The sequence below is a fragment of the Nonomuraea sp. NPDC005501 genome, assembly GCF_040605905.1.
GTDB lineage: Bacteria > Actinomycetota > Actinomycetes > Streptosporangiales > Streptosporangiaceae > Nonomuraea.
Window position 1 is genome coordinate 1 of sequence record NZ_JBEXDT010000012.1, and the last position, 17,401, is coordinate 17,401.

The 17,401-nt window shown below is 72.8% G+C and carries 21 protein-coding genes; 11 read left to right on the forward strand and 10 right to left on the reverse strand.

Annotation, left to right across the window (positions count from 1 at the left end; all coding sequences use genetic code 11):
* The 4 genes from ABZS51_RS09255 to ABZS51_RS09270 form a co-directional block, all read left to right on the forward strand.
* The coding region (locus ABZS51_RS09255; protein WP_355438041.1) for an ADP-ribosylglycohydrolase family protein at positions 1 to 1,185 on the forward strand (1,185 nt) is incomplete at its 5' end.
* Positions 1,182 to 2,063, forward strand: a complete 882-nt coding sequence (gene rbsK / locus ABZS51_RS09260) for a ribokinase (RefSeq protein ID WP_355438043.1) — start codon at positions 1,182 to 1,184, stop codon at positions 2,061 to 2,063. The genes ABZS51_RS09255 and rbsK, both read left to right, overlap by 4 nt.
* A gap of 37 nt (positions 2,064 to 2,100) precedes the next feature.
* A complete protein-coding gene (locus ABZS51_RS09265) occupies positions 2,101 to 2,814 on the forward strand; it encodes a polysaccharide deacetylase family protein (RefSeq protein WP_355438045.1) in 714 nt (237 codons plus the stop codon).
* 58 nt (positions 2,815 to 2,872) lie between these two features.
* On the forward strand, positions 2,873 to 3,160 hold the full coding sequence (locus ABZS51_RS09270; protein ID WP_355438047.1) for a hypothetical protein: 288 nt from the start codon (positions 2,873 to 2,875) through the stop codon (positions 3,158 to 3,160).
* 48 nt (positions 3,161 to 3,208) lie between these two features.
* Here ABZS51_RS09270 and pyrF read toward each other — a convergent pair whose 3' ends face one another.
* The 5 genes from pyrF to ABZS51_RS09295 form a co-directional block, all read right to left on the reverse strand.
* Positions 3,209 to 4,015, reverse strand: coding sequence for an orotidine-5'-phosphate decarboxylase (gene pyrF, locus ABZS51_RS09275; RefSeq protein WP_355438049.1), 807 nt, complete (start codon positions 4,013 to 4,015; stop codon positions 3,209 to 3,211).
* Between the two features lie 102 nt (positions 4,016 to 4,117).
* Positions 4,118 to 5,254, reverse strand: coding sequence for a mandelate racemase/muconate lactonizing enzyme family protein (locus ABZS51_RS09280; RefSeq protein WP_355438051.1), 1,137 nt, complete (start codon positions 5,252 to 5,254; stop codon positions 4,118 to 4,120).
* Positions 5,251 to 6,210, reverse strand: coding sequence for a dihydrodipicolinate synthase family protein (locus ABZS51_RS09285; RefSeq protein WP_355438053.1), 960 nt, complete (start codon positions 6,208 to 6,210; stop codon positions 5,251 to 5,253). Before ABZS51_RS09285 ends, ABZS51_RS09280 begins: the two co-directional genes overlap by 4 nt.
* Positions 6,207 to 7,571 (reverse strand): MFS transporter, encoded by a 1,365-nt coding sequence (locus ABZS51_RS09290; protein ID WP_310712449.1) that lies wholly within the window; start codon positions 7,569 to 7,571, stop codon positions 6,207 to 6,209. The genes ABZS51_RS09285 and ABZS51_RS09290 overlap by 4 nt, the downstream gene beginning before the upstream one ends.
* A 105-nt stretch (positions 7,572 to 7,676) precedes the next feature.
* The gene (locus tag ABZS51_RS09295) at positions 7,677 to 8,327 is read right to left on the reverse strand and encodes a GntR family transcriptional regulator (protein WP_310712464.1); all 651 of its coding nucleotides are present in this window, start codon (positions 8,325 to 8,327) and stop codon (positions 7,677 to 7,679) included.
* 169 nt (positions 8,328 to 8,496) lie between these two features.
* On the opposite strand from ABZS51_RS09295, the gene ABZS51_RS09300 reads away from it, so the two are divergent.
* Positions 8,497 to 8,973 (forward strand): DUF2283 domain-containing protein, encoded by a 477-nt coding sequence (locus ABZS51_RS09300; RefSeq protein ID WP_355438055.1) that lies wholly within the window; start codon positions 8,497 to 8,499, stop codon positions 8,971 to 8,973.
* A gap of 377 nt (positions 8,974 to 9,350) precedes the next feature.
* On the opposite strand, the gene ABZS51_RS09305 is transcribed toward ABZS51_RS09300, so the two are convergent.
* Together ABZS51_RS09305 and ABZS51_RS09310 are read right to left on the reverse strand one after the other, a co-directional pair.
* A complete protein-coding gene (locus ABZS51_RS09305; RefSeq protein WP_355438057.1) occupies positions 9,351 to 10,430 on the reverse strand; it encodes an ABC transporter substrate-binding protein in 1,080 nt (359 codons plus the stop codon).
* The gene (locus ABZS51_RS09310; RefSeq protein ID WP_355438059.1) at positions 10,427 to 10,963 is read right to left on the reverse strand and encodes a SigE family RNA polymerase sigma factor; all 537 of its coding nucleotides are present in this window, start codon (positions 10,961 to 10,963) and stop codon (positions 10,427 to 10,429) included. Before ABZS51_RS09310 ends, ABZS51_RS09305 begins: the two co-directional genes overlap by 4 nt.
* 156 nt (positions 10,964 to 11,119) lie before the next feature.
* Between ABZS51_RS09310 and ABZS51_RS09315 the strand changes: the two genes are divergently transcribed.
* Entirely contained in the window at positions 11,120 to 11,359 is a 240-nt protein-coding gene (locus ABZS51_RS09315) for a hypothetical protein (protein ID WP_355438061.1), read from the forward strand.
* 192 nt (positions 11,360 to 11,551) lie between these two features.
* On the opposite strand, the gene ABZS51_RS09320 is transcribed toward ABZS51_RS09315, so the two are convergent.
* On the reverse strand, positions 11,552 to 11,938 hold the full coding sequence (locus tag ABZS51_RS09320; RefSeq protein WP_355438063.1) for a hypothetical protein: 387 nt from the start codon (positions 11,936 to 11,938) through the stop codon (positions 11,552 to 11,554).
* A gap of 118 nt (positions 11,939 to 12,056) precedes the next feature.
* Between ABZS51_RS09320 and ABZS51_RS09325 the strand changes: the two genes are divergently transcribed.
* Genes ABZS51_RS09325 through ABZS51_RS09340 form a run of 4 tightly spaced genes read left to right on the forward strand, consistent with a single transcriptional unit; the run spans position 12,057 to position 15,542 of the window.
* Positions 12,057 to 12,959, forward strand: a complete 903-nt coding sequence (locus tag ABZS51_RS09325; protein WP_355438065.1) for an ABC transporter ATP-binding protein — start codon at positions 12,057 to 12,059, stop codon at positions 12,957 to 12,959.
* A complete protein-coding gene (locus tag ABZS51_RS09330) occupies positions 12,959 to 13,696 on the forward strand; it encodes an ABC transporter permease (RefSeq protein ID WP_355438067.1) in 738 nt (245 codons plus the stop codon). Before ABZS51_RS09325 ends, ABZS51_RS09330 begins: the two co-directional genes overlap by 1 nt.
* On the forward strand, positions 13,693 to 14,940 hold the full coding sequence (locus tag ABZS51_RS09335) for a histidine kinase (protein WP_355438069.1): 1,248 nt from the start codon (positions 13,693 to 13,695) through the stop codon (positions 14,938 to 14,940). Before ABZS51_RS09330 ends, ABZS51_RS09335 begins: the two co-directional genes overlap by 4 nt.
* A complete protein-coding gene (locus ABZS51_RS09340) occupies positions 14,937 to 15,542 on the forward strand; it encodes a response regulator transcription factor (RefSeq protein ID WP_310712443.1) in 606 nt (201 codons plus the stop codon). The genes ABZS51_RS09335 and ABZS51_RS09340 overlap by 4 nt, the downstream gene beginning before the upstream one ends.
* 21 nt (positions 15,543 to 15,563) lie before the next feature.
* On the opposite strand, the gene ABZS51_RS09345 is transcribed toward ABZS51_RS09340, so the two are convergent.
* Positions 15,564 to 15,932: a helix-turn-helix domain-containing protein gene (locus ABZS51_RS09345; protein WP_355438071.1), complete on the reverse strand. Its 369-nt coding sequence runs from the start codon at positions 15,930 to 15,932 to the stop codon at positions 15,564 to 15,566.
* A gap of 86 nt (positions 15,933 to 16,018) precedes the next feature.
* On the opposite strand from ABZS51_RS09345, the gene ABZS51_RS09350 reads away from it, so the two are divergent.
* Positions 16,019 to 16,663 (forward strand): NAD(P)-binding domain-containing protein, encoded by a 645-nt coding sequence (locus ABZS51_RS09350; protein ID WP_355438073.1) that lies wholly within the window; start codon positions 16,019 to 16,021, stop codon positions 16,661 to 16,663.
* 21 nt (positions 16,664 to 16,684) lie between these two features.
* Here ABZS51_RS09350 and ABZS51_RS09355 read toward each other — a convergent pair whose 3' ends face one another.
* The gene (locus ABZS51_RS09355; protein ID WP_355438075.1) at positions 16,685 to 17,341 is read right to left on the reverse strand and encodes an endonuclease V; all 657 of its coding nucleotides are present in this window, start codon (positions 17,339 to 17,341) and stop codon (positions 16,685 to 16,687) included.
* Positions 17,342 to 17,401 lie beyond the last annotated feature (60 nt).

Below are 17,401 nucleotides of genomic sequence, written 5' to 3' on the forward strand. Positions count from 1 at the left end.
TCCGAGCCGGGCGCGGCGCGGCTGCGGCCGCTGGCCGAGCGGCTGCTGGACGAGCTGGCCGCCGTCCCGTCGCCGCTGGCCGAGCCCACCGACCTGGCCGCCGTCGTCGCCGCCACCCCCTCGTGGCCCGCGCCCCGCGACCGCCGCCCGGTGGACCCGGCGCGGCTGCTGGGCGCCTGGCAGGGGCGGGCCGCCGGGTGCGTGCTCGGCAAGCCGGTGGAGAAGATCCCCCGCGAGGGGGTCAGGGAGATCGCCGAGGCCACCGGCAACTGGCCCATCCGCCACTGGTTCACCGCGCGGGGGCTGCCGGCCGAGGTGGCCGCCCGCTGGCCGTGGAACCGGCGCAGCGCCGTCAACTCGCTCGCCGAGAACATCGACGGCGTCCCGGAGGACGACGACCTCAACTACCCGCTGCTCGCCCTGACCGTCCTGGAGCGTCACGGCCGCGGCTTCACCACCGACGACGTCGCCAAGCTGTGGCTGGACGAGCTGCCCGCGGGCCGCACGTTCACCGCCGAGCGCGTCGCGTACCGCAACCTGCTGTCCGGCGTCGAGCCGCCCGAGACCGCCACGCACCGCAACCCGTTCCGCGAGTGGATCGGCGCGCTCATCCGGACCGATGTGTACGGATGGGTCAACCCGGGCGACCCGGCCACCGCCGCCGAGTACGCCTGGCGCGACGCCCGGCTGACGCACACCGCCAACGGCGTCTACGGCGCGATGTTCGCCGCGGCCCTGTGCGCGCAGTCGCTGGTGGCGACCTCCGTGGAGGAGGTGGTGGCCGCCGGCCTGTCGGTGGTCCCGCCCGGCTCACGGCTGCACGACGCGGTACGGCGGGCGGCCGAGGACGCGGCGTCCGAGCCCGACTTCGAGCGCGTCGTCGACCGCCTCCACGAGCGGCACGCCGGCCTGCACTGGGTCCACACGATCAACAACGCCGCCCTCGTCGCCGCGGCCCTGATCCACGGCCGGGGCGACTTCACCGCCTCCATCGCCGGGGCCGTCGCCGGCGGCTGGGACACCGATTCGGCGGGCGCGACCGTGGGCTCGGTCGCGGGGGCGCTGAACGGCGGCGTGCCCGAGCGGTGGAGGATGAGGAACAGCCTGGCCAGCAGTGTGACCGGGTTCGACGGGATCGGGCTGGACGAGCTGGCCCGGCGCACGGGGGAGTTGATGACGGCATGATCTCGGTGTTCGGCAGCGCGAACATGGACCTCGTCGCGTACGTGGACCGGGCGCCGAAGCGCGGCGAGACGGTCACCGGCCGCCTGTTCCGCACCGTGCCCGGCGGCAAGGGCGCCAACCAGGCCATCGCCGCCGCCCGCGCGGGCACGGAGGTCGCCTTCATCGGCGCGGTCGGCGACGACGGGTTCGGCGCGGAGATCCGCGAAACGCTCGCGGTCGCCGGCGTCGACGTCGAGCGCCTGCGCCAGGTGCCGGGCCCGAGCGGCATCGCGCACATCGTGGTGGACGACGACGGCGGCAACTCCATCATCGTGGTGCCCGGCGCCAACGGTTTGGTCACCGCGCCCAGCGAGGAGGAGCGCGCCGTCATCGCCGCCTCCCGCGCCGTGCTGCTCCAGCTCGAACTGCCCATGAAGGCCGTCATCGGCGCGGCCCGGGCCGCCCGCGAGGCGGGCGTGCCGGTCGTCCTCACCCCGGCGCCCGCCCAGCCGCTGCCGGACGAGCTGCTGGACGCGGTCGCGCTCATCGTCCCGAACGAGCACGAGGCCGCGGCCCTCACCGGCGCCACCGACCCGGGCGACGCCCTGGACCGCCTGCTGGAGCGGGTCCCCGAGGTGGTGATCACGCTCGGCTCGGAGGGCGCCCTGTACGGCTCTCGGGCGGGGGAGCGGGTGCGCGTCCCGGCCGTCCGGGTGGAGGCCGTGGACACCACGGCGGCGGGCGACACGTTCGTCGGCGCGCTCGCCGTGGCCCGGGCGGAGGGCCGGCCGGCCGAGGAGGCGCTGCGGTTCGCGTCGGCGGCGGCGGCGCTGTCGGTGCAGCGGCCGGGCGCGAGCACGTCGATGCCGAGCCGCGCGGAGATCGACGCCGCTCTCTAGACTCCTCCCCCATGATCACGATCACGGGGGAGAGCCGATGAGACGGCGACGGCTGTGGGTGACGGCGGCGGTGGCGCTCGCGCTGGTGCTGGTGGCCACCGGCCTGTACCGGCTGGTCAACTCGCGTACGTACCAGGTCGCCGGCGAGCTGGTGTCGCGGGCCGGCACGACGGAGAAGGTGGTGGCCCTGACCTTCGACGACGGGCCGGACGAGCACGCCGCCGAGGTGCTCGCCGCCCTCGCCGCCGAGCGGGCCCGGGCCACCTTCTACGTCGTCGGCTCGCAGGTGGAGAGGTTCCCGAAGGAAGCGGCGGCGCTCGTCGCGGCGGGGCACGAGCTGGGCAACCACACCTACACGCACCGCCGGATGGTGTTCGTCTCGCCCGGGACCGTGAAGGACGAGGTGGAGCGGACGAACACGCTCATCCGCGCCGCCGGGCAGAAGGGCGAGATCACGTTCCGGCCGCCGACGGGCAAGAAGCTCGTCGTGCTGCCGATGTACCTGGCCGAGCACGGGCAGCGGACCATCATGTGGGACGTCGAGCCCGACTCCGGCAGGACGCCCACGGCGGGCGAGATCGTGGCGGAGGTGCGGGCCCGGACGCGGCCGGGCTCGATCATCCTGCTCCACCCCTGGTACGGGAGCGGGGCGAACACGCGGGCGGCCATCAGGGGCGTGGTGTCGGCCCTGCACGCCGAGGGCTACCGGTTCGTCACCGTCTCGGAGCTGCCGGCGAAGGGGCGGAGATGATCGGATTCACCCCGCCGCTCGCCACATCAGCGGGGCCGGCGGGGGCAGGTGACCGCTCATGAGCGACAACCACGACGAACATCCTGAGCCCCTGCCCGACACCGTGACGGGCCTCAACGCGGAGAGCGACGTCGTCGCCGAGCGGTCCGGCGCCGGCACGTCCCGCTCCGGCCGCCCCATCCCCGCCGACCCGCCCGAGGCCCAGGCCGCCTCCGAGGCCGAGGCGGGTGCCGGCGCGGGTGAAGACGCGGGTGAAGAGGCCGCGGCCGAACCGGATGGGGAGGGACGGACCGGCGGCGTCGGAGAGGAGCCGGAGGTGCGCCCCGACGCCGGCCCGACCGGCTGACCACCGCGCCCCGGGACGGTTCGGGCCGTCCGGCGGACGCCCCGGGCGTCAGGCGGACAGGTGGTGGGCGCACTCGTCCCGGTAGCGCAGCGTCAGCTCCCGCACCCGGCCCGGGTCCGCCAGGACGGCGCGGGAGACCGACGGGACCACCGCGTGCCGTACCGGATGGAACAGCCGGGCCAGGTCGGCGGGCGAGGCCCCGTGCGGGCCGACGCCCGGCGCGAGGATGGGGCCGTTGAGGCGCTCGAGGGGGTGGCCGGCGGAGGGCAGCGTGGCGCCGATCACCACGCCGACCGGGCCGAGCGGCGCCCGGCCCGCGTTGGCCGCCTCGACGCCCGCGAAGACCTGCCCGGCCACCGGCTCCTGGAACCGTGCCGCCTCCGGGCCGGAGCTGCGCGCCAGCACGAAGACGCCCGCGTCGTTGGCGACGGCCGAGGTGATCGCCCCCTCCAGCGCGCCGAACCCGAAGTACGGGCTGAGCGTGACCGCGTCGACCGCGAGCGGGCTGCCGTGGTCGAGGTACGCCTCGGCGTAGGCGGCCATCGTGGCGCCGATGTCACCGCGCTTGGCGTCCAGGACGACCAGCGGGCCGGCCTGCCGCAGGTCGGCGATGACCGACTCCAGCACGGCGACGCCGCGGCTGCCCCACCGCTCGAAGAACGCCGGCTGCGGCTTGACCACCGCCGCGACGTCGCCCACGGCGTCGGCCACGGTCCTGCTGAAGCGCTCCAGCCCCGCCGGCGAGTCGTCCAGGCCCCACGCGTGCAGCAGCCCCGGGCTGGGGTCGATGCCGACGCACAGCGGCCCGTACTTGTCGAGCCTGGCCCGCAGCCTGGTCCCGAACGGCTCATCCATCGCCCAGCCCCCCTCGTGAACGTTCGCAGAGTAATCCCCGCCGGTCGGGCGTGGAAGTTTTCCGACGCCGCCGGTATGGGACGACGGCGGGGACCCCTCTGCTCACATCCAGGCCGTGGACCCGTCCGGGCGGGTCGGCACCTTCCGGTCCCAGCGCACCCAGTCGTCCTCCCGGAGGGCGTCCTCGTCGATCTCGACGCCCCAGCCCGGCCGGTCCGGGCGCAGGTCGAGATGCCCGTCCACCGGCAGGTAGGGATCGGGGCACCACGACACCTCGTCGGGTTTGTACTCCAGGATGGCGAAGTTGGTGGCCGCCGCCGCGAAGTGCACGTTCGCCGCGGTGGCGAGCGGCCCGAGCGGGTTGTGCGGCGCCACGGGGACGTAGTGCGCGTCGGCGATGGCGGCGATCTTCAGGAGCTGCGTCATCCCGCCGACCACGCAGATGTCGGGCTGCACGATGTCGGCTCCCTGCGCCGTCAGCAGCGCGAGGAACTCGTGCGGCGAGTACAGCGACTCGCCCGTCGCCAGCGGCACGGCCAGCTCCGACCTGATCCGCCCCCACGCCGGGAGGTGCTCGGGCCGGATGGGCTCCTCCAGGAAGAGCGGCTGGTGCGGGGCCAGGGCGGCGCCCAGCTCCACGGCCTGGCGGGGCTCCCAGAGGCAGGCGTGCGCGTCGAAGGCGAACTCCCATTCCTCCGGGTGCCCGGCCCGGACCCGGCCGAAGTACGCGCCGAGCTCGTTCGCGACCAGCCCGGACCGCACCCGGTTCGGGTCACGGCGGTACGGGCTCAGCTTGAACGCGGTGAACCCGAAGCGCTCGTGCAGCGCCGCGGTCCGCTCCTGGAGCTCGGCCGGGTCGGGCGCCGAGTACAGGCCGGCGTAGACCCGCACCCGGTCGCGTACGGCGCCGCCGAGCAGCCGGTAGACCGGCACGCCCACGGCCTTGGCGGCGATGTCCCACAGCGCGAGGTCGATCGCGGCGATCGCGGCCAGGCCGAGGGCACCCTGCGGGAAGCGGCAGGACTGCAGCAGGAACTGGTTGACCCGGCTCGGGCTGCGCGCGTCCATGCCCTTGACCTGCTCGAACAGGTAGTCGAGCAGCGGCGGGTAGGCCAGGTCGGGCCCGTGGTTGTAGACCTCGGACCAGCCCGTGGTGCCGTCGTCGGCGGTGATCCTCACCAGGATCCGGGGGCGGTCGCCCACCCGCTGGCGGAAGGTCTCCAGTGACGCGATCCTCATATGCGCAGCTCCGTCCCCAGCTCGGGCACGGCCGAGCGCCACGGGCTGATCGACTCGGCCACCTCCGCCGCCACCGCGGCGGTCACCGGATGGCTGGGCGGGCGCACCTCGCGCCGGCACAGCCCCAGCTGGTGCATCGCCTCCTTGACCACGGAGACGTTGTCGGCCGCGCGGTCGCGGGCCCGCAGCTCCTCGAAGTGCCTGATCCGCCGCCATACCCGCGTCGCCGTGTCGTAGTCGCCGTCCCTCAGCGCGGCGAGCATCTCCAGCGACACGGCCGGGGCCACGTTGACCAGCCCGGAGGTGAACGCCCGCGCCCCGGCCTGCCAGTAGGCGGGGGCGTACGACTCCGCCAGGCCGGCGATCCACAGCAGGCCGTCGCCCGCCCGCGCCTTGGTGGTGGCGAACACGACCGGGTCCGGGACCGAGTACTTCAGCCCGACGACGTTCGGGGCCCGCTCCACGAGCCGGGCGATGTCGGCGCCGGACACCGCGGTGGTGCTGAGGTACGGCAGCACCCCCAGGTCAGGGACGGCTGCGGCGATCGCCGCGTTGTACTCGACCCATCCCCGGGCCGACAGGTACGGCAGCACGGGCTGGTGGATCATGATGGCGTCCGCGCCGGCCTCCCGGGCGAAGAGGGCGTCCGAGACGGCGGTCGGCACGTCCAGCCCGACCCCGGCGACGATCGTCGTCGTCGCTGCGCGGGCGGAGACGACGCTGGTGAGAGCGGCGCGGCGCTCGTCGGGGGTCAGCGCGTAGAACTCGCCGGTGTTGCCGTTCGGGGTCAGCGCGGTGATCCCGTTGCCGACCAGGCGGCGGGCCAGCGCCACGGCCCGGTCGTGGTCGATCTCGCCGTCGGCGGCGTAGGGCACCACGGGGATGCCGATGACGGTGCTGAGCCGCTCCTTCAGATCCGCGGTGTTCAGGTCCGCGGTGCTCGGACGGGCGCTCATGACGTGGTCCTTCCGGGAGACGGGGGAGCCGTTCCGGCCGGCTCCGGCGATGGGGTGACGGGCTTGACGCGCACCCAGAACAGGTAGATGGCCGCGCTGACGAGACAGCTCGCCGCGGCCCCGACCAGCGGTCCGACGTAGGAGCCGCTGCCGGCGCTCAGGAACAGGCCGATCGCGATCGGGCTGATCAGGTTGCCGAGCTGGGAGCCGAAGTTCTGGAACCCGGCGATGGAGCCGACGCTGGCCGGGGACGACGCCACCTCGGCCGGGAGGCTCAGGATCGCGGCTCCCGCGAAGGAGTGGGCGGCGCTGCTGACGGTGAGCACGACCATCAGCAGGACGTTGCTCTCGATGAACGGGGCGAAGCCGATGCAGGCGCTCAGCGCGAGCCCGGAGACGATCGGGATCTTCCTGGCGGCGTTGGTCGACATCCCCGACGCCAGCATGCGGTCCGAGGCGATGCCGCCGAGCACGGTGGCGCCGATGGCGATGAGCGCCGGGATGGCGCCCACCATGCCGAAGTCCTCTTTGCTGAACCCGCGGTCCTTGAGCAGGTAACTGGGGTACCAGGTGAGGAAGAAGGCCCCGGCGAGCGAGCGGAACACGTACCCGGTCATCAGCGCCCACACCTGGTTGTCGCGCAGCAGCCGGCCCCACGGCACCTTCTCGCTGGAGGCACCGTCGGCCGTCGAGCCGGCCGTCGCCTCGCCCTGGTCGGAGCGGATGTGGGCCAGCTCCTCGGCCGAGACCCGGGGGTGCTGCTCCGGGTGCCGGTAGACCAGGCGCCAGCCGATGAGCCACGGGATGCCGAGCACCCCGATGACCAGGAACGACAGGCGCCAGCCGCCGAGGACGGCCAGGGCCGTCACCACCGGGACGGACAGGGCGGTGCCGATCTGCTGGCCCATGTCGAACAGGCTCGACGCGAACGCCCGCTCCTTGCGCGGGAACCACTGCGAGACGACCTTCACGTTCGCCGGCTGCACGGGAGCCTCGCCGACGCCGAGGCCGAGCCGGGACACGATGACCCAGCCGAAGCTCTGCGTGAGGGCCATCAGCGCGGTCCAGACCGACCACCAGCCGACGGCCATCGGATAGATCACCCTCGGGCCGAACCGGTCCAGCAGCCAGCCGGACGGGATCTGGAACAGGGCGTAGGTCCAGAAGAACGCCGAGAGCAGGACGCCCTGGACGGCGGGGCTGATCTCGAACTCCTCGGACATGAACGGCATCGCCACGCTGAGCGCCGCGCGATCGAGGTAGGCGATCGTCAGACCGAGGGCCGAGAAGCCGACGATGGTCCACCGCATGCGGCTGCGGGCGGGGGCCGACGGCGCGCGCGTCGGCGTAGAATGGGTCATGGTTGCTCCTCTGACGGGGGTACCAGAGACGCTCCTTGAGGGAGCGTGTGTGTTCTCAGAGACGCGGCCCGGGATCTTGGCGGAGAACGGGCCGCATCTCGCGCTTCATCGGGTGGCCGCTTCCCTCCTCAGGTGCCTGGCCACGAAGCCTTCGATGTGCCGGCGGACCAGTGTGGCCGCGCCGTCGCCGTCGCCCTCGCGCACCTTGGCGAGGATCGCGGCGTGCTCCTCGGCCTCCTCCTCCCATGACGGGCTGCGCGACCACGACGCGGCCGACACCAGCGCGGTCTGGTCCCGGAGCCCGTCCAGGGTGCGGACGAGAAGCGGGTTGCCGCAGCCCGCGTAGAGACCTCGGTGGAAGTCCCGGTTGGCGATGCTGCGCTCGGACGCGTCGGCGGCCTGCGAGGCCCGGTCGAGGGACTGCGCCGCCTCGGAGAAGTCGGCGGCGGCGACGACGCTGCGCCGCACCGCCTCGGGTTCGAGGAGCAGGCGCATGTCGTAGACCTCCAGCGCGTCCTCGTCGCTCAACTGGCGGACCGTGGTGCCGGTGTAGGGACGGATGACGACGAGCCCCGTGCTCTCCAGCGCCTTGAGCGCCTCGCGCACCGGTGTCTTCGAGACGCCGAACTGGCCGGCCAGGTCGCTCTCGACCAGGGGGGTCCCCGGCTTGAACCGGCCGTTGAGTATCGCCGCCTTGATGGTCTCCAGCACGTGTGCCGTACGGGACGGCAACGCGCCGGGACTGAAGACTGGCATCGCCACGAAGACTCCTCCTGGACTGGCGCATCATATGCGATGTATGAGATGCGACTTTAGGACTAATCTGGGCATACGGCAAGGAAACGATGCCGTGACGTGACCGAAACATCTTCCGGCCGCCCGAGGGCCTGTCTTGCCCTCCTCACCTCGGGGTAGATCACCCTGCATGTACGAGATCGCCCGCCGGACGCTGACGCTCGCCACCGAGCCGCCGCACGAGGTCACGGTCACGATCGGCGTGCCCGTGGAAGAGCCCACGGGCGAGTGGTCGTGCCCGTACCGGATCGACGGTCTGGCCGGATGGGAACACGAGCGCAAGGTCACCGGCGTCGACTCGCTGGAGGCGGTGGACCTGGCGCTCGCCATGGTCCGGGCCGCGCTGGCCGGCTCCCACGAGGCCAAGGAGGGGATGCTCACCTGGGAGGAGGAGCCGGACGGCCGCCGGCCGCGGACCGTGTACCTGTCCTGGGACAAGGACCACGACATCGCCTACCTCGCGATGAAGCACGAGATCGTGCCGGGCGAGGCCGTGCGCCAGGAGACGGCCGGCCGGGCCGTGCTCGACTACGGCGCCTCCGGTGAGCTGCTCGGCGTCGAGCTGCTGGACGCGGCGACGCTCCTCCCGCCCGAGCTGCGCCTCTGAGAGGGTGGTTCGCGTGGCTCGCCCTGCTGCGGGTTCGAAGACGGAGACCCGTGCCGGTCCTGACCCGACCAGCACTCGGCCGTGAAGGGCGCAGGCACATGACCCTGCCCGGCCCTGCACGCGTTCCCCCAGGTCAACATCCAAATCCCGGCTCACGTGTGACTACGAGCCACCCCGGAGTGCCGGAATGACCCACCGGGCGCCGCCCACACGGCGGTCATTCGTCGGCGAAGGCGGCGCCGATGATGAAGGTCCGCGAAGTGGAGACAAGGGTGACAGTCGGCGCGTCGGACAGTCGGTCGATGCCCGCGTGCTTCCGTTGGGCGTAGATCAGATCTTCGCAACCGATCACCTGGAATCTCGAGAAGTGGCCGGGCTCAGCCGCCCTTCACAACCGCGCTCCTGAGGTCTGCCGGGCGTTCGAGCATCTTGTGGGCGCGGGCCAGATCGGCGACCCGCTGGAGTTCTGTCAGGTCCAGCTTGGCGGGATAGGAGCCGAACGCGACGCCTGCCGCCATTGCCGTGGAGATCCTCGTGTAGCGGGGCAGCGCGTCGCGCACCTGCTGGGGATCGCTCGCGATCAGGCGCTGCGCCTTGGCCAGCGCGCGCTGGAAGGCCGCCAGCGTGCGAGGGTTTCCCCGGATCCACTTGTCGGTGGCCGTCATGCCCGCGGTGTACAGGTTCGCGAACTCCTGGGTCATCGCGTCAGCCACAATTCGTGTGTGCTTGGTCTCACGGCCTACGGTGACGAACGGTTCGGCCAGCAGGACAGCGTCCACCTGCCCCCTGCCCATCGCGTCGAGCATGTCGGGATAGGGCTTCTCGATCAGCACGACGTCCCTCAACGTCAGCCCGACCCGCTTCAGCACAGCTGTCAGCGCCAACGACCCGAGGCCCGCGATGTTCGGGATCGCGACCCTCTTTCGCCTGAGGTCGGTCGCCGTTCTGATCTTCGACTTGGCGCTCACGACGACCGCGACGCTTCCTTGCGCGGCCTGGTACAGGCTAGAGACGATCTTGAACTTCTCGCCCATCTCGTTCACCTTGAAGACCGTGGCGTAGTCGGTCTGCGCCAGATCCAGCACGCCGCTTTCGATCTGAGGCGCCGCGGCCGCCGCACCGCTGATGATCACCGGCTCCACCGACAGCCCTTCCTCCTTGAAGTAGCCCTGGGTCATGGCCACGAACACGGGCACCGACTCCACGGTCGGCACCACTCCGACCTTGATGGTGGACTGCTCGGGTGGGCTGGACGGGCGGACGGCGGCGCGCGGCTCCGCGGGCAGTACCCGTACCCCGACGGCGACGGCGAGCACGGTGACGACGACCACCGCGGCGGCGGCTAGCGCCATGGAGTTGCGCCGCCTGCGCTGATGGATGTCGAACGTCCTGGCGCTCAGATCGCGCTCCGGCATGTCGTCCGCGATGCGGCCGAGCTGTTCTCCGAGCCAGGTCATCGACGTGCCCCCTCACTATGAGCCGAGTTCTCGTCCAGAACAGGCAGTCTCGGCGCCAGCTCGGGCGCCAGCGCACGCAGGCGGGCCAGGGCGTGGTGCGCCTGGCTCTTCACGGTGCCGACGGAGCATCCCAGCAGGTCGGCGACGTCACGTTCGGTCCGGTCCTCGTAGAAGCGCAGGACGAGTACCGCGCGCTGCTTGGGCGTCAGCCGCATGAGCGCCTGGCGCAGGACGATCCGCAGGACCGCGGAGTCTTCGGACGAGTAGGCGCGGTCGGGCGGCTCGGCGCTCGGCACCTCGCCGGAACCGCGGCGCCGCCGCCACGAGATGTACTGGTTCACCATGGTCTTGCGCGCATAGGCGTCAAGGTTGTCGATGTGGCGTAACTTCGACCACCGCCCGATCATGCGGACCAGCACACTCTGCAAGAGGTCCTCCGCGAGGTGGATCTCTCCGGTGAGCAGGTAGGCCAAGCGCATCAACGGGCGTTGGTGAGCATCCACGAACGCCTGGAAACTGGCATCGCGATCCAACGTCTCTCCTCATGTCGGTACCCTCCAGACGCTGTGGGCGCCGCGAAAGGTTGGCACTCCTGAGGAGCGGTGTACGGAAGTGATGGGTGCTCGCACCGCATCAGAAGGTTGCAGGGCGGTGGCGGAGAACAGCTCCTCAGCGAGAGAGTCGGTCGGATGATCCATAAGATCGCTTGTATGACAGTTCCTTCCCTGGACGGCCGCCGATTCCGCGCTGTCGCAGATGTAGCAGGCGGTGAAGTCGGCACCGAGACGCTCTTGACCTATCACCAGAACGACAGCGAGATCTGGGGCACTTATGCAGGAGGCTCCGTCCGTCGCGGCTTCCTCGTCGGCACCCTCAACGGTGACAGCATCGGAAGCAGCGCGGTGGAAGAGGTCATCAATGGGACATGACGCGACCTGACAAAGACTTGCCGGATATCGGTCGATGAGAGACCGAGCCGGGATTGTTCACCCAGCCCCGTCCCTGGCCAGACCGCGAGCCTATGACCAGGTAGCCTTACCCAACCGCAACGACGAAAAGGACATCAACGTGCGAACCGCCCTCTGAGACGTCCCGCCCGTTCGGGACGCGCCCCTCCGGGCTCAGCCCGTCCGGGACGTGGAGCGGGCACCGCCGGACAGCAGCCGACGCCAGCGCGGCACCTCGAACGCCACGGTCGCCACGGCCAGCACCGACACGACGACCGCCACCGCCGCCGGCCAGGCCACCCACGACGCCGCCACCGCGGCCACGAGCTGGAGCAGAACCAGCAGGATCGTCACGAACCCCGGCACGGCCACGATCACGCTCCGCTTGTCGCCCGGCGTGGAGAACAACGTCGGCAACCCGATCAGCACGACCACCGACAGGACGGCCAGCGCGACGGAGTGGGAGGCCAGAGCCCACGGGGTGGCGACCCAGGCGATCAGCTCGGTGGCGAAACGCAGCGCGGACCCGGCGGGGTTGTCCCGGCGGACAGGAACGGACACGCGCGCACCCTACAGCCACGCCGCGCTCGCCCGGTAGGCAGCCGCATGACAAATGTCAGCGTGAACGCAGGACGCACGGCACCAGGGGGCCGCCCGGCGCGCTCCTAGCGTGGAAGGCATGGAACCCCTTCCCTCCACCCCCGCCTTCGCCCTGGACGGCGTCGCCAAGCACTACGGCGACGTGCGCGCGGTCGACGGCCTGAGCCTCACGGCCGGCACCGGAGGCGCCATCGCCCTGCTCGGCCCCAACGGGGCCGGCAAGTCCACCACCATCTCCCTGCTGCTCGGCCTGACCCGGCCCACCGCCGGCACGGTCCGCCTGCTCGGCGGCCCGCCGGAGGAGGCCGTCACCCGCGGCCGGGTCGGCGCCATGCTCCAGCACGGCGAGCTGATGCCCGAGCTGACCGTCGGCGAGCTCGTCGGCTTCGTGCGCGGCCTCTACCCCCGGCCGCTGCCCCTCGGCGAGATCCTCGACCTGGCCGACCTCGGCCCGCTGGTCAGGCGCCGCGCGGGCCGGCTGTCGGGCGGGCAGGCCCAGCGGGTCAGGTTCGCGCTGGCCGTGGCGGGCGCGCCCGACCTGCTGATGCTCGACGAGCCGACCGCCGCGATGGACGTCGAGTCGCGGCTGCGCTTCTGGGACGGCATGCGCGCGTACGCGGCGGACGGCCGTACCGTGCTGTTCGCCACCCACTACCTGGAGGAGGCCGACCAGCACGCCGACCGGGTCCTCGTCATCGCCGGGGGCAGGCTCGCCGCGGACGGCACCACCGCGCAGATCAAGGCCGCGGCGGGCGGCCGGCTCGTCACCTTCCGCCTCGGCGACCAGCCGGCCGCCGGGCTGGAGTCCCTGCCGGGCGTCACCGCGGTGGAGATCCGCGACGGCGTGGCCAGGCTGCGCACCGACGACACCGCCCTCACCACCGCCGCTCTCTACCGCGACACCACGCTGGTGATCCGCGACCTGGAGGTCTCCGGCGGCCACCTCGAAGACGCCTTCCTCGCCCTCACCCGGGAGTCCTGATGCTCGCCTCATACGTGCGGCTGGAGATGCTGCGCATGGTCCGCCACAAGAAGTTCGTGATCATCGGGATCGGGTTCCCCCTCGTCATCTACCTGCTCAACGCCAACGTCTTCGGCAAGGAGACCACCGGCGACGGCGTCACGCTCAGCGCCTACGTCATGGTCTCCATGGCGGCCTACGGCGCGATCTCCGGGGCGCTGGTCAACACCGCCGGGCCGTGGGCGCAGGAGCGCGCCTCGGGCTGGCTGCCGCAGCTCCGGGTCACGCCGCTGCCCGGCTGGATGATCATCGTGGGCAAGCTGGTGGGCGCGCTGGTGCTGGTCCTGCCCTCGATGCTGCTGGTGTGCCTGGCCGGGGCGCTCACGCAGGGCGTGTCGCTGCCGGCCGGGGGGTGGGCCGCGCTGGTGGGGGCGCTGTGGGCGGGGGCCGTGCCGTTCGTCGCGCTGGGGCTGATCGTGGGCTCGCTGCTGCGGCCCGAGGCCGTCCAGCCCGTCACCCTCGTCACCATGCTGGGGCTGGTGATCGTGGGCGGGCTCTGGTTCCCGGTGAGCACCATGAGTGACACCATGCGCTCCGTCGCCGAGGCGACTCCCGCCTACAGCTACGCCGACATGGGCTGGAAGGTCATCGCCGGCCACGGCGTGCCCATGACGGACGCGCTCACGGTCGCCGGCTGGGCGGCGGCCCTCGGAGTGCTCGCCGTCCTCGCCTACCGGCGAGCTACCGTACGCGGATGAGCCTTTCCGGGCCGCCTGACGGCCTCTCGCCCGTCAGGCGGCTGCTGATGATCTCCGTCGGGCTGGTCTACCTCGTGACCCCCGTCCTGGGGGTGTTGCGGGGGGAGGTCACCGGGGCCCGGGCGGTGTGGGCGTGCGTCGCCCTGATCGTGTTCGTCGGCGGTTACGTCGGGATCGTGCTCAGCCAGCGGACGTTCGGCCGCCCGGGCCGCTGGACGTACGCGCTGCTCGGCCTGACCACGCTGCTCGCCGTCGCCCTCCCGCCGATCTTCGGCGGGGGGTGGCTCGCGCTGCCGGTCTACATGAGCGTGGCCTTCGCCATGGCGCTGCCGAGGCGGCAGGCCGTGGCCGCGGTCGCCGCCATGGGGGTCACGGTCGCCGGGCTCGGCCTGGTCACCGGCACCGACTCGGGCACCCTCGTCCTGCTCCTCTTCCAGGTCGTGACGCTGGCGGTGCTGTTCACCAACGTGCGCAACACCCGGCTGCTGGTGTCCCGGCTGCGGGAGGCGCAGGGCGAGGTGGCCCGGCTCGCGGCCGGGGAGGAGCGGCTGCGCATCGCCCGCGACCTGCACGACCTGCTCGGCCACAGCCTCTCGCTCATCGCGATGAAGGCGGAGCTGGCCGGGCGGCTGGCCGAGGGGTCGCCGGCGGTGTGGCGGGAGGTCCGTGACATCGAGGAGGTGGCCCGCCAGGCGCTGGTCGAGGTGCGGGAGGCCGTCACCGGTTACCGGCAGCGGGGGCTGGCCGAGGCGGTGGACGGCGCCCGCGCCGCGCTGGAGTCGGCGGGCACGGACACATTCGTCCGGCTGTCGGGGACGCCGCTGCCGGCCGCGCTCGACGGGCTGCTCGCGTGGGCGGTCCGCGAAGGAAGCACGAACGTCCTGCGCCACTCGGGGGCACGGCGCTGCGACATCACCGTGACGTACGACGGGGCGGAGGCCACACTGGAGATCACGGACGACGGGCGCGGCCAGGCGGGGTCAGCGGCCGAGGGGGAGGGGAACGGGCTGGCCGGGCTGGCGGAGCGAGTCGCGGCGGCGGGCGGCACGATGGCGGCGGCCCCGGTGCGCGGCGGCTTCCGCCTCGCCGTCCGCGTCCCGGCTGGAGCCGGAGCCGGAGCGCGCGCGGAAACCCGGGCCCGAGCCCGAGCCGAGCCTGAGCCCCAGCCTGAGCCGGAGTCCGGGCCGGACGGGAGCGCGGCCGCGATGGCCGTGCCGGGCGAGAGAGAGCGGGAGCAGCCGTGATCAGGATCATTCTGGCCGAGGACCAGGCCATGGTGCGCGGCGCCCTCGTCACGCTGCTCGGCCTGGAGGGCGACATCGAGGTGGTCGGGGAGGCGGCCTCGGGGCCCGAGGCGGTGGCCGTGGCGAGGAAGACGCAGCCGGACGTCGCGCTGCTCGACGTCGAGATGCCCGGCGGCGACGGCATCACCGCCGCCGAGGAGATCCGGCGGCTGCTGCCGGACTGCCGGGTGATGGTCCTGACGACGTTCGGCCGTCCCGGCTACCTGCGCCGGGCGATGGAGGCCGGCGCGGCTGCGTTCCTCGTGAAGGACAGCCCGGCGCGGGAGCTGGCCGCCGCGGTGCGCCGCGTCCGGGCCGGCGAGCGGGTGATCGACCCGGGGCTGGCCGCCGCCGCGCTGAGCGCCGGCCCGAACCCGCTGTCGGCGCGGGAGCGCGACGTGCTCGCCGCCGCGGCCGACGGCTCGACCATCGCCGACATCGCCGCCCGCCTGCACCTGTCGGAGGGCACCGTCCGCAACTACCTGTCCTCGGCCATCGGCAAGACCCGCACCCGCAACCGCGTCGAGGCCGTCCGCCACGCCCAGGCGCTGGGCTGGCTGTGAGCTCCGGCCACGCCGCGCCGGTCAGCCGGCGGGCCGTTCCTCCAGCTCACCGGTGGCCTCCCACCGGTCCTGCGCGTCCATCACCTCGTCCGCGTGGGCGAAGGCCCACTCGCCCAGCCGCTCGATCGGCTCCAGCAGGCTCCGGCCCAGGCCGGTCAGCTCGTACTCCACGCGGGGCGGCGCCTCGGCGTACGCGTGGCGCACCACCAGGCCGTTGGACTCCAGCCGGCGCAGCGTCTCGGTGAGCACCTTGGGGCTGACGCCGCCGATCGCCGCGCGCAGCTCGCCGGGCCGCCGGGGTCCCTGGCGCAACGCCCACACCACCACGGCGCTCCAGGTGTTGGCGATCAGATCGAAGGCCAGCCTGGCCTGGCAGTCGGCGAGGAACACCGTGGACCCCCTCGATACGCACCGAATGGTGTGCGACGGCCTTCGTACCGTCGTCCCGTCACACCTTTACACGGATGGAGCACAACATGCGGATCGGCATCCTGGGCGCGGGCGGCATGGCCGACGCCCTCGGCACCCAGTGGCATCGCGCGGGTCACGAGGTCATGATCAGTGGCCGCGACGCGGAGAAGACCGCCGCCCTGGCCGCCCGGATGACCGGGGCGGCGAAGGTCCAGGAGCGGGAGGTGCTGGCGGGCACGTTCGCGGAGGCGGCCGCGTTCGGCGACGTCGTGATGGCGGCCGTGCTGGAGGCGGGCCTGACGGACGTGCTCGCGGCGGCGGGTACGGCGCTGCGCGGCAAGCCGCTCATCGACGTGACCAACGTCCATCCGGACGCGTACGACCCCACGCGTCCGATCGCCGGGGCGGCGGCGGACCTCACAGGGGCCCACGTTGTGAAGGCGTTCAACCTGTGCCACGTGGACGTGTGGCGGATGACGCCGCCGGTCTTCGACGGCAGGCCGCTGGCCGTGCCGCTGTGCGGGGACGACCCGGCCGCCCTGGAGCTGGTACGGCGGCTGGTCGCGGACCTCGGCTGCACGCCGCTGGACGGCGGGGGACTGGCCAGGGCCACCCTCCTGGAGGCCACGGCCGCGTTCGTCATCGGCCTGTGGTTCGCCGGAGCGGACGCCCAGGCCATCCTCACCCCGAAGGAGCACGCCGGCGCGTGAGCCCCGGCATGCCGGAGCCCGTCAGCCGTGACGGGCGAGGTGGTCGGCGTGGCGGACGGGCTCGGGGAGCCGGTAGCGGGGCGACAGGCGCAGCGCCTGCTCCGTGGCCGTCTCCAGCGAGATGCGATGACCGGGGGAGACGTACACCGGCTTGACCCCCTCCCGCGTGCGGACGGCGCGCCCCACCGTCGAGCCGTTCAGCGTGATCGGCGTCCATGCCCCGCGCTCCCGCCCGGGGGCGGCGTGGTCGCCGACGAACGGCGTCTTGCCGACCCCCATCGCCGGCAGGCCGGTCAGCACGCCCAGGTGGCAGGCCAGGCCGAAGCCACGCGGGTGCGCCACCCCGTACCCGTCGCACACCAGCAGGCCGGGCATGGTCGTCAGGCGTTCGAGGGCCCGCACCAGCGCGGGCAGCTCCCGGAAGGCGAAGAGCCCGGGAACGTACGGGAACCGGGCCTCGTCCTCGACGGTCACCTGCTCCAGCACCGTGAGCGTGGCGGCGTCGAGGACCACCACGGCCGCGCGCACCCGGTCGTCGCCGTAGTAGTGGACGTCCAGGCCCGCCACCGCCGTGAACGTGGTCGGCCCGGTGAGCTCGACGCGTGGGCGCAGCCGGTCCTGGATGGCCTGTGCCTCCTCGGCGGTGGCCGGCCACGGGTGAAGCTGGTTCACGAGCACATGATCAATGTAGCCCGGCGGCGGCCGGCCTCCGTGGCCGGAGGCCGGCCCCGCGGTGCG

Coding starts and splice junctions, on each gene's coding strand:
- pyrF (WP_355438049.1), bottom strand. CDS start 4,015: ATGGATGAGCCGTTCGGGACCAGGCTGCGGGCCAGGCTCGACAAGTAC.
- ABZS51_RS09270 (WP_355438047.1), top strand. CDS start 2,873: ATGAGCGACAACCACGACGAACATCCTGAGCCCCTGCCCGACACCGTG.
- ABZS51_RS09280 (WP_355438051.1), bottom strand. CDS start 5,254: ATGAGGATCGCGTCACTGGAGACCTTCCGCCAGCGGGTGGGCGACCGC.
- ABZS51_RS09330 (WP_355438067.1), top strand. CDS start 12,959: ATGCTCGCCTCATACGTGCGGCTGGAGATGCTGCGCATGGTCCGCCAC.
- ABZS51_RS09290 (WP_310712449.1), bottom strand. CDS start 7,571: ATGACCCATTCTACGCCGACGCGCGCGCCGTCGGCCCCCGCCCGCAGC.
- ABZS51_RS09265 (WP_355438045.1), top strand. CDS start 2,101: ATGAGACGGCGACGGCTGTGGGTGACGGCGGCGGTGGCGCTCGCGCTG.
- ABZS51_RS09300 (WP_355438055.1), top strand. CDS start 8,497: ATGTACGAGATCGCCCGCCGGACGCTGACGCTCGCCACCGAGCCGCCG.
- ABZS51_RS09335 (WP_355438069.1), top strand. CDS start 13,693: ATGAGCCTTTCCGGGCCGCCTGACGGCCTCTCGCCCGTCAGGCGGCTG.
- rbsK (WP_355438043.1), top strand. CDS start 1,182: ATGATCTCGGTGTTCGGCAGCGCGAACATGGACCTCGTCGCGTACGTG.
- ABZS51_RS09305 (WP_355438057.1), bottom strand. CDS start 10,430: ATGACCTGGCTCGGAGAACAGCTCGGCCGCATCGCGGACGACATGCCG.
- ABZS51_RS09285 (WP_355438053.1), bottom strand. CDS start 6,210: ATGAGCGCCCGTCCGAGCACCGCGGACCTGAACACCGCGGATCTGAAG.
- ABZS51_RS09350 (WP_355438073.1), top strand. CDS start 16,019: ATGCGGATCGGCATCCTGGGCGCGGGCGGCATGGCCGACGCCCTCGGC.
- ABZS51_RS09315 (WP_355438061.1), top strand. CDS start 11,120: ATGATCCATAAGATCGCTTGTATGACAGTTCCTTCCCTGGACGGCCGC.
- ABZS51_RS09325 (WP_355438065.1), top strand. CDS start 12,057: ATGGAACCCCTTCCCTCCACCCCCGCCTTCGCCCTGGACGGCGTCGCC.
- ABZS51_RS09295 (WP_310712464.1), bottom strand. CDS start 8,327: ATGCCAGTCTTCAGTCCCGGCGCGTTGCCGTCCCGTACGGCACACGTG.